Source organism: Kitasatospora sp. NPDC042419, assembly GCF_056437345.1.
Window position 1 is genome coordinate 18,401 of record NZ_JBWKAW010000053.1, and the last position, 10,342, is coordinate 28,742.

The following is a 10,342-nucleotide window of genomic DNA, read 5'->3' on the forward strand; positions in this document are numbered from 1 at the left end:
CGTGGGCCACCATGGCTCGGAGCGGGCAGGCGCGAACTGCCGTGCACAGCATACGCCCCGCCCGCTCCCGTCTCCCGGTTCGAACTCGGGTGCGTCCGTTCGTCCTTCGGGCAGGAACGCCCCTGACTGGAGTGTTGCTCCTTCTGCCACGGGGACGGGATGTGGTGGGCACAGCCGTGGGCTTCCGGCCCGTGTCGCGGACGCGGGCTCACCCGCAGCCGTCCCAGGAGCATCCGAGAAGGAGCAGCCCTTGGCATTCGTTGCCGGAGCCGTTCACTGACGGTGCGGACGGTGGCGATGCTGTCCTGAAAGTCGTCATGCGCCAGGGCGCGCGGGGCGCTAGCGACGGCTGGCGTGCTATGAGGTCGTTCGGTCCGCCTGCTGGCGGCCTGGCACACGGCGGTGAACCAAGGGGATTTCATGGCACGGGAGTTACGGATTCTGCATCAGGATCACCACGGGGTACGCAGGACGCTGCCGGCCGGGCAGCTTGCCGGGGTTCCGCTGGCCCAGCGCGGCGAGGTGTGGCAGCCGTCGCGGCATCCTGCGCAGCGCAGCATCGTCACCTGGTGGTGGTCGGCGACGAGCGGTCGGCACGTGGGTTGCCGGTCGTTGGACCGGCTGTCGACGGCGATGCTGCTGGACTTCCATCCGGGTGTGGTCGATCTCAGCGGGTGGTCCGCGCAGCTCATCTGGCGTGAGCGTGGGCGGGAGCGGCGGCTGGTGCCGGACTTCTTCGTGCGGACCTCGGGCGGGGCAACGTTGGTGGTGGCGTGCCCTCCGAAGGCGGGGCCAGGCGAGCGGTTCGAGCGGCAGTTGGACGTGCTGCGGGCTGCGTGTGAAGAGGCTGGGTGGCAGCTCGCGGCGCCCAGGCTGCCGTCGGTGGTGGCGCTGGCCAACCTGCGGTGGGTGTCGCGGCGGCGGCATCCGCGGTTCGGCGACGTGGGGGTGGAGGCGGCGTTGGCCGAGGCGTTCGCAGAGCCGCGCCCGCTGATGGAGGGGGTCCAGGGGTGCGGGGTGCCGCAGGCGTTGGCTCTGCCGCGGCTCTATCACATGCTGTGGCACCGCAGGCTGGGAGTTGACTGGAGCCGGCCGCTGGGCGCGGGGACTGTGGTGGGGCCGATGGGTGCGGGCGAGCCGGACGCAGTGCGCCGCCCGATGACGGTGGAGGAGCGGTGACGGTCGACGTTGTGCCGCCGCAGACGGCGCTGGTGGTGCGGAGCGCGCCGCGCGGGGTGCTGGTCCGCGGGGACGGGGTGCGCTGGCGCGGTGCCGGTACACGGTCGCCGGTCTGGACGGGGCGACGGTGCGACTGGCGTGCCCGGACGGTGACAGGGCTCCGGTGGCGGTGCTGCTGCCGGTGCTGGCCGCGGCGTCGGACTTCGCGGTTCTCGACCGTGCCGGGCATCCGGTCGCGCGGGCGGAACTTCCGAACTTCGCGTTGCTCGAGGGCGTCCCCGTGAAGGCGGCCCAGGACGCGCTTGTGTGGGAGAGAGCGGTGGTCGAAGTGGACACCGGGCTGCCTCCGGGCGCACCTCCCGGGAGGGCTCCGAGGCCCGAGTTCGACCCGTCGGCGACGACCCTGATCGAGCGGTACCAGGCGAAGTCGGCCGAGCTGAACGCGGTGCTGGGATGGTCGGTGTCCTGGCAGACGGTGCAGGCCAAGCGGCTGAAGTACCGCAAGGCGCGGACCGTGGTGGCGCTGGTGGATGGGCGCAGTACCAAGGCCAAGAAGGAGCTGGGGCTGACCGATCAGCGGGTGGTGGACCAGTTGCTGCTCCTGGTGGACCGGCAGCAGCGGCGCACAGACGCGCCGTGTGACGCACGCCGGCTGTTCAAGCAGCTCGGGCGGGCGGTGCGCGCCGCGCACGGGCAAGGGGTGAAGGTCCCCGCCGAGCCGACCCTGTACAGGCTGCTGAAGCGCCTCGGTGTGGAGGCGCGGGATCTGGGGGCGGCCCACGGGCGGCGGACGGGCGGGGCGGTTCCGCCGTTTTCGGTGACGTCGGCGACGATGCCGGGTGAGCTGGTGCAGATCGATTCGACCGATCTGGATGTGTGGGTGCTGGGTGACGACGGCATGCCCGCGCGGGTGGAGCTCACTGCCGCGGTGTGTGTGGCGACCCGCAGCATCATCGCCGCGGTCGTGCGGCCCAAGCAGGCTCGTCGGCGCAAGGGCCGGGCAGCTGGGCAGGGCGGCCTGGTGTCGGGGCAGCGGGCCAGGGGGCGGGCGACGAAGGCGGTGGACGCCTGCGAGCTGCTGGCGCAGTCCCTGGTTCCAGTTCCGATGCGGCCCGGGTTCGATACGGCCGTGCACGCCAGTGGGTCCGATCTGCCGTTCGATGAGCTCGTTGCCGTCGATCCGCGGTTCGCGCGGGCCGCGGCCCGGCCGGTGATCATCCCGGATCTGATCGTGATCGACCACGGCACCGTGTTCGCCGGGCGGACGTTCTTCGACGCCTGCGCCTACCTGGGCATCTCCGTGCGCCCGGCGAGGCGGCGCACACCAGAGGACAAGGCGATCGTGGAGCGCACGTTCGAGTCGATCAAGTCGATGTTCAGCCAGCACCTCAACACCTACACCGGCAACGACCCGGTGCGGGTGCGGCGGTCCATCGCCGGCGAGCGGTTGTGGACGCTGGCGGAGCTCGACGACATGCTCCAGCAGTGGATCGCGCTGGAGTGGCAGAACAGGCCGCACCCGGAGCTCGCCGACCCGCACGACGCCTACCTGCCGGAGCTGACGCCGAACCAGATGTATACCGCCTGCGTGGCCGTCGAGGGCTACCTGCCGATTCCGCTGAACCGCGACGACTACCTCCGTCTGCTGCCCACCGCCTGGGTGGGTGTGAGCGACCAGGGCATCCGGTTCAGGAACCGCACTTACGACCACCCGGGGCGCCATCCGCAGGAGGGCCTGAACCCGTACCGCAGGAAGCCCTCCGGGCTGAACAGTCACAAGCGCGGCGGGTGGGAGCTGCGGTACACCCCGAACGACCCGTCGAGGGTGTGGCTGCGCGACCACCGCGCCAACACCTGGGTGGAGGCGACGTGGGTGCACCACGCCAAGGTCGGCGGGCCGTGGACGCAGTTCCTGTGGGACATCGCCGCGTCCCAGCACGTGGAGCGCGGCGGCCGGGTCAAGGATGAGGAGGCGATCGCCGAAGTGCTGGCCGAACTGCTCGAGCGGGCAGGCCGCGGCCCCGACCGACAGGGACCGGTGACCCTGCCCGACGGGTACACGCCCATGCCGGCGCCGCGCCCCGCCGCGGTGTTCGACCCCTACGCGGGCGGCGCCCCGGTGGACCGGTCGAGTCTGCTCGCCCTCCCCGCGGCCGCGCACGACGATCCGCTGGCCCTGGGCGATGCCGGGCTGGCCCCTGCGAGGGACACGCACGACGAGCCAGCGGACATCGACTGGGCGCTGGCCGCTGCTCCCCCCGACTTGTCGCTGACCGTCTGGGATCCCCGGGCCGCGGGCGCGGCGGGCGACGGCACGGGCGCGGACTTCCGGGAACAGTACCGGCGCATCATCGCCGAGTTCCGCCAGCCGCCCACCGACGATTCGGACACCACATAGCCAGCCGCCGCCGCAGGGCGGCCGAGAAGGCACACACAACGCACACGGCGGCCGCCGCAGGCAGGCGCACCAAGGAGAAGAGGTCGCAATGGGGATGGGTCTGACACCCGAAGAGGCACGGCTGTTGCTCGACAGGCGCGCGCCCGAGCAGTTGTTCCTGGCACCGCCCGCCCCGGAGTGGCCGGAGGACTGTCACACCTGGCGGGCCACGGCCGGTCGGCGGAGCGAGCCGCCGGACCTGGCGGACTGTGCCCCGGAGGGCACCGACGTCACCGACCACGACGGGCGGCTGCTGTTCCACGGGACGATGCGCACCGTGATGACACCGGCTATCACGACCGCGCTGGTCGTGGTGGCCGAGCACGTCCTGTCGAACCGACAGCGCATCCATGGGCGGATCGGGATCGTCCTGGACGGCCCGCGCGGGACCGGGAAGAGCACGATGCTGCATGCGATCGGCGTGCACTGGGCGCGGCGGCTTCGCGAGCTGTACGGGCCGGACGAGAACCGGCACCCGGTGGTCCCACTGAGCGTGCCTCCACCTGTGCGCGGCAACGTGCGCAACTGGGCCGGCCTGTTCGCCCGCTACCTCGGCCAGGAACGCGACGGCGGCGACCCGACCGAGTCTGTGATCAAGACGATGCGCAACGCGCGGACGATGCTCGTCCTCGTCGACGGCATGGAGCGGCTGCGCACGGCGGTGGACGCCGAGTTGGCGTTCCAGTACCTGGATGTGATCGCCGAGGAGACGGGCGCGACGTTCGTCTACTGCGGCCGGAGCGCGCAGTACATCGTCGATCCGGTCACCCGGGACAACGACACCCGTCTCGAGCCGGGCGAGGAGCCGTGGAACGACCACACGGTGCTGCGCACCAGCCGGATCGGCTTCGACGACGAAGGGAAGAGGAAGTTTTTGCGCGTCGTCAATCTGTTCGACGCGGACCTGCGGCTGTTCCGCCACCAGCGCGGCGACCTGCTGGAACTGGCGCCTTACCTGCACAAGCGCAGCCAGGGCTACATGCGGACGCTGTCCCACCTGATCTGTCAGGGGGCGCAGAAGGCGATCCTGTCGAAGCGGGAGCAGATCACGGAGGCCCTCCTGGAAGAGATCTCGATCGGCCGGGTCAAGCAGCTGTGACCTGCCTGGGTCCGGCGCAGCGCCTGCCGGTCCCGGGGGTCCGGGCCGGCAGGTGACCGCCGCGCCGCCTCAGCGCTCGAGCCCGCTGCGGTACGGGCGCGCGGCGCGGGCTGCGACGGCGCAGAGCGCGTCGAGTGCCTGCAGCGCGCGGCGCTGCTCGGCGTCGAGTGCGCCGGGGTGCTCCCGAGCCTTGTGCAGCCGCTCTCCCAGCGGGAATGTCCCGTCCGGGTCGCGGTCCGCAGCGTGCGGCTCGCGGTGCTGGGCGGGGACGTCGAGGTGGCCCTCGCGGGCCAGGAACACGCCGGCGCACTCGAGAAACCGGTGGAAGCCGGCGCGGCGGCGGTCGAGGCTGTTGGGGTAGACGCTGTCGAAGAGGGGCGGGATGCCCAGTTCGAGCAGCAACTGCTGTTGGCCCTCGTGTAGATCGAGGAACCGGCGCCGTTGTGTGAGGACCCAGTCCCCGCAGCGGCGCTCGTCGCGGGTTCCTTCACCGTAGGGGTGCGGGGAGTCGAGGACCCAGGCGAGTCCGCGGGCGGCCACGGTGTTCCTGGCGTGGAAGTACTTGCGTTGCCATTCCAGCGGCCAGGGCGGGTTCCAGTGGGGGTCGAGGGCGGCGAGCGCCTGCTGGTGCGCGGCGGGGAGCCTGCCGGTCGTGGCGCGGCGGCGCTGGGCGGCCAACCACTTCCCGATCGGGTAGCCCCCGATGTCCTCGTTGAGAGGCATGGCGAGGTGGCCCCATCTGGCCGCCCCGAGGCGGACGTGTCCGAGCATGGCGTCGAAGGTGTTCACCGGCGGCGTCCACCGCATGCCGAGTTCGTCCAGGGCATGTTTGCGGCTGGCCAGCAGACGGCCCATCAGGTGGCGCAGCCGGATGTTGGCCAGGCACTCGCCGAGGGCGAAGCCGCCGAAGTGGACGTAGTCGACCGGCACGTCGAGGTGTCCGTACCGGGTGCGGTAGGAGGCGGCGGATTCCATGGCCTGCTTCCAGTTCCCGACGGCCGGCAGGGTGATTTTCAGGCCGAGGGCGCGTGCGAGCTGGGCTGCCCGTTCGGGGTGGGCGTAGTGGATCTGCTCCTTGTCGATGCGAGGGGTGAGGTGGGCGCGTGGGGGCAGCGCGATGCGGTCCATGAACGACTGGTCGTGTGCGCGAAGTGCCTGCAGGAGGGTCAGCAGGTTCCCGAACGTGGGGTCATTGAGCAGGTCGGCAGTATCAGTGCCGTGTTTGAGGTAGACGGGGATGACGAGTGTGGCTTTCTTCCCCGCTCCCGGTTTTTGGCGCAGGCCGCGGCCGATGGCCTGGATCGCGTCGATGGTGCTGTAGCGGGGGTCGGCGAAGACCACCGCGTCGACGTCGGGCATGTCGACGCCCTCGTTGAGGACCCGCACGTTCGACAGCACCGCGCACGTCCGGCTGGGGTCTGCGAAGTCGTCCAGCAGCTCGCGGCGCCAGTCGGCGGGCTGCTCGCCGTGGATGGCCCGTGCCCACAGGTCGTCGATGCGCAGCGGCGCGTCGACTTCGTGGGCGGTGGTGGGCAGGGTTCGGGCGAATGCCTCCGCAACGGCGACGCGGTTGTGGAAGACGAGGACGCGGCGCAGCCCGTGCTCGGTGATCGCGCGGAGCACGCTCACCTGGACGGCGGCGTTGCGCAGCCCGTCGTGGTGGGCGCTGGTGCCGGGAGCGTGGGAGGCGAGCAGGGGGTGCAGGTCGGTGTCGTAGACGATGGGCATGACGACTTGGTAGTCGGCCAGGATGCCGCGTTCGATGGCTTCTGGCATGCCGAGTTCGAACACGGTCGAGCCGAAAATCTCCCGGTGGTCCATGGTCGCCATGGGCATGCGTTCCATGAACGGCTTCGGCTCGCAGGGCGAGGGTTCGGACGCATCGTCCTGGGCGGTGGCGTCCCAGATCCTGGGGGTGGCGGTCATGTAGATAAGGGTCTTCGCGGGAATCTGGGCGTCGTCGTGGACGAGGCCCCAGCCCTCTCCGAACGCGGCACAGGTGCGGTGGGCCTCGTCAACGATGACCAGGTCCCAGGCCGGCAGGCCGTACAGCTCGTGGGCTTCACGGATACGGTGCAGCGAGCCGTAGGTGGCGAACACCGTGACGGGCTCGTCCGCGTGCGCGGTGCGGGCGATCGCCTGGGGGTGACGGGTCATCATCGCCTCGTCCGTGGACAGGCCGCTGTCGTTCTGGCTCAGGGAGCAGACGCCGAGGGCGAGGCCCGTTCGGCCGGCCTCGCGCCAGCGCCGGACGGTCTGGGTCACCAGGGCCTTGGTGGGCATCAGGACCAGGACCGCGCCGTACCGGGCGACGAGTTGCGCCGCCTGCTGCGCGATCAGGGTCTTTCCGCTTCCGCACGCGGCCGCCACTGTCATCCGTCGTTCCCCGGCGGCGACGGCCGCCTCGATGGCGGCGAGTGCCTCGATCTGGTGCGCACGCAGCTTCATTCCGTATCCCTGTTGCGGGGGTGTGGGCGTTCGGATCGCGCGGGAATGTACCGGTGATCCGGGGCGCGGCTCGGGCCCGGCAGAAGGTATTCGGCCAAGTTGCGCGCCCGTGGTACGGGGTACGCGAGCGGGCCGTGTTCGGCGGGCGCCAGGCGGCCGTGGAGAAGGGGGTTCAGGACGGTGGATGGCGGCCCACCGCCGCGTGGGGCAGCCGCGGACCCGGGCGCTCGGGCGCGGGCTGCTCCGGACGGGGCGGGATACGCGTCCCCGATGCGGGTGGGGCTGCGGTGGGGTGACGCGAGAGGAGCTCAGATGTCGTACGGCAACCGGTGGAGGTCCCAACTGGCCCATGATCCAGGCAAGGCGGCAGGCCGAGGCGGATGCCGGCCCGGCCCGGCGTGAGGGTGCGGCCCAGCGGGCATCGGCGGAGCGGTGGAAGTCGGCGTTCGAGGCGCTGGCCGGCGAGGTACGGCACGGGCCGCGATGAGCCGCACGGGCACGGAGAGCACCGTGAGGGTGGCCGATGCGGCTGCCTCACCTGCTGGGAGACGCTCATCACCGGGCTCGTGTCGAAGGCCGAGGAAGGCGGTGGCACGGCCGGAGGTCGCGGTGGCGGCGCGGACAGCTCGTCGTTCTCCTTCGACCATCTCTTCGGCGGCTCGGGCCAGCCGCGGCGTCCCTGACCCGAAGGTGTAGGGCGCGCGGGAGGCGGGAAGGACGGACCGGGCGCAGACAGGGGCTGCCAGTGGTTGCGGGCGGGACCTCGAGGGGCCGCTCAACCATGTGCCGGCCCCGGACTCCGAACCGCCTCAGCGGCGGCGTCCGGCGCCGCGAGCGCGGCGACTGGTACGGCGGACCCGCTTCGCGAGGTCTTCGAGGGCCTTCAGTGCCCGGCGCCGCTCGCAATCGAGGACGTCCGACCGTGCGCGGGCTTCGCGCAGCCGGATGCCGAGGGGGAATGTCCGGTCGGCCCCGCTGGCGCCCCATCGCGGCTCCACGTGGCGGTCGGGGACGTTGAGGTGGCCCTCTCGGGCCAGAAACACAGCGGCGGACTGCAGCAGGTGGTAGAAGGAGGCGCGCCAATCGTTGCCGTGGATGTAGGGGTAGACGCTATCGGGCATCGGCGGCGCACCCAGCGCGAGCAGGAGGTCTTGCTGGCCTTCCTGCAGGTCGAAGAACCTCTCCTGCTGTATGGACAGCCAGTCCCGGAACTCGCGTCGCGGCCAGGGCGAGCGCCCGTCCGGTGACCGCCCGAAGTGGAGCTTCTGGTCCAAGCCGTACTTCGCCACCTCGGACTTGGCGGTGGCGTACCTGCGTTGCCACTCCATCGGCCACGGCGGGTTCCAGTGGGGATCGATCTTCGAGAGTGCCTGCTGGTGGGCGGCCAGCAGCAGCCCCTTGTCGGCACGGCGCCGCTGGTTGGCGAGCCACTTGCCCAGCGGGTGGCCGCCGACGTCCTCCTGCACCGGCACCGCAAGGTGGCCCTGCCCGGCGTGCCACCGGCTTGCGTGCTCGAGCATCGACTCGAAGGTGCGCTGAGGCGCTGACCACCGCATTCCCAGGGCGTCGAGCGCCGCCTTGCGCTCTGCGGGCAGACGGCCCATCAGGTGCCGCAGCCGGATGTTGGCCAGGCATTCGCCGAGGGCGAATCCGTCGAAATGGACATGGTCGACGGGCACATCGAGATGCTCGAACCGCTCGCGATAGGAGGTCGCCGACTCCATGACCTTCTTCCAACTACCGATCGCCGGAAGGGTGATCTTGAGACCGAGCGCGCGGGCGAGCTGCAGTGCCCGCTCGGGCTGGGCGTAGTGGAGGTACTCCTTTCCCAGACGCTGGCTGGGCTGCGCGCCCACCGGAAGGGCGATGCGGTCCATGAACGACTGGTCGTGCGCGCGCAGGGCCTGCAGCAGTGTCAGCAGGTTGCCGAAGGCAGGATCCTGGAACGACTGGGCCGTCAGGGCGCCGTTCGGCAGGTAGACGGGGATGACGATCGTGGCTTTCTTCCCCGCTCCTGGGCGCTGGCGCAGGCCGCGGCCGATGGCCTGGATCGCGTCGATGATGCTGTAGCGGGGGTCGGCGAAGACCACCGCGTCGACGTCGGGCATGTCGACGCCCTCGTTGAGGACCCGCACGTTCGACAGCACCGCGCACGCCCAGAGGGGGTCGGCGAAGGCCGCGAGCAGATCGCGACGGTAGTCAGCGGGCTGCTTCCCGTGGATAACCCGTGCCCACAGGTCCTCGATCCGCAGCGGCTCACCCACTTCCCGGGCAGTGACTGGCAGGGTGCGGGCGAAGCCCTCCGCGAGGGTGACGCGGTTGTGGAAGACCAGGACGCGGCGCAGCCCGTGCTCGGTGATCGCGCGGAGCACGCTCACCTGGACGGCGGCGTTGCGCAGCCCGTCGTGGTGGGCGCTGGTGCCGGGCAGGCGGGCGGCGAGCAGGGGGTGCAGGTCGGTGTCGTAGACGATGGGCATGACGACCTGGTAGTCGGCCAGGATGCCGCGTTCGATGGCCGCCGGCATGCCGAGCTCGAACACGGTCGGACCGAAGATCTCCTGGCGGTCCATGGTCGCCATGGGCATGCGTTCCATGAACGATGCCGGCTCCCCCGGCCGTTGCGGTAGGACGTTGTCCGGCGTCCAGATCCTGGGGGTGGCGGTCATGTAGATACGGGTCTTCGCGGGAATCTGGACGTCGTCGTGGATGATCCCCCAGCCCTCTCCGAACGCGGCGCAGGTGCGGTGGGCCTCATCGACGATCGCCAGATCCCAAGCCAGCAGGCCGTACAGCTCGTGGGCTTCACGGATACGGTGCAGCGAGCCGTAGGTGGCGAACACCGTGACGGGCCCCTCCGCTTCCCGGACCGCGCGGGCGATTGTCCCCGGGTCCCGAGTCATCCGCGCCTCGGTGCGGGGGTTCAGTCCGCTGTCGGCCTGGGTCAGGGAGCACACGCCCAGGGCCTCGCCACAGTGCCCGGCCGCCCGCCAGCGGCGGATCGTCTGGGTCACCAGTGCCCGCGTGGGCATCAGGACCAGCACCGCGCCGTCCCAGGCCAGGCACTGCGCCGCCTTCTGCGCGATCAGAAGCCGTTGTCGTATCGATCTTGGTGGACGTGGGTTCGACTGGACAGCACGGTCGGGTGATCTTGCCGATTGCCGAGCATGAAGACAGGGCCT

At 71.0% G+C, this 10,342-nt stretch carries 6 protein-coding genes; 4 read left to right on the plus strand and 2 right to left on the minus strand.

Annotated elements, in window-relative coordinates; all coding sequences use genetic code 11:
- The first annotated feature begins 420 nt into the window (after positions 1-420).
- The 3 genes from AC067J_RS42265 (at position 421) to AC067J_RS42275 (ending at position 4,715) form a co-directional block, all read left to right on the plus strand.
- A complete protein-coding gene (locus AC067J_RS42265; RefSeq protein ID WP_478308164.1) occupies positions 421-1,179 on the plus strand; it encodes a TnsA-like heteromeric transposase endonuclease subunit in 759 nt (252 codons plus the stop codon).
- A gap of 163 nt (positions 1,180-1,342) precedes the next feature.
- Positions 1,343-3,577 (plus strand): integrase, encoded by a 2,235-nt coding sequence (locus AC067J_RS42270; protein ID WP_478308166.1) that lies wholly within the window; start codon positions 1,343-1,345, stop codon positions 3,575-3,577.
- 88 nt (positions 3,578-3,665) lie between these two features.
- Complete coding sequence (locus tag AC067J_RS42275) at positions 3,666-4,715, plus strand: hypothetical protein (RefSeq protein ID WP_478308167.1); 1,050 nt, start codon at positions 3,666-3,668, stop codon at positions 4,713-4,715.
- 69 nt (positions 4,716-4,784) lie between these two features.
- Here AC067J_RS42275 and AC067J_RS42280 read toward each other — a convergent pair whose 3' ends face one another.
- The gene (locus AC067J_RS42280) at positions 4,785-7,163 is read right to left on the minus strand and encodes a helicase associated domain-containing protein (RefSeq protein WP_478308168.1); all 2,379 of its coding nucleotides are present in this window, start codon (positions 7,161-7,163) and stop codon (positions 4,785-4,787) included.
- A 349-nt stretch (positions 7,164-7,512) separates the two neighbouring features.
- Between AC067J_RS42280 and AC067J_RS42285 the strand changes: the two genes are divergently transcribed.
- Positions 7,513-7,650: a hypothetical protein gene (locus AC067J_RS42285; protein WP_478308169.1), complete on the plus strand. Its 138-nt coding sequence runs from the start codon at positions 7,513-7,515 to the stop codon at positions 7,648-7,650.
- A gap of 322 nt (positions 7,651-7,972) precedes the next feature.
- On the opposite strand, the gene AC067J_RS42290 is transcribed toward AC067J_RS42285, so the two are convergent.
- A complete protein-coding gene (locus tag AC067J_RS42290; RefSeq protein ID WP_478308170.1) occupies positions 7,973-10,264 on the minus strand; it encodes a helicase associated domain-containing protein in 2,292 nt (763 codons plus the stop codon).
- Between the last annotated feature and the right edge of the window lie 78 nt (positions 10,265-10,342).

Bases quoted from the DNA above. Each gene is read 5' to 3' on its own strand.
- AC067J_RS42265 (WP_478308164.1), top strand. From the start codon at position 421: ATGGCACGGGAGTTACGGATTCTGCATCAGGATCACCACGGGGTACGC.
- AC067J_RS42275 (WP_478308167.1), top strand. From the start codon at position 3,666: ATGGGGATGGGTCTGACACCCGAAGAGGCACGGCTGTTGCTCGACAGG.
- AC067J_RS42280 (WP_478308168.1), bottom strand. From the start codon at position 7,163: ATGAAGCTGCGTGCGCACCAGATCGAGGCACTCGCCGCCATCGAGGCG.
- AC067J_RS42285 (WP_478308169.1), top strand. From the start codon at position 7,513: ATGATCCAGGCAAGGCGGCAGGCCGAGGCGGATGCCGGCCCGGCCCGG.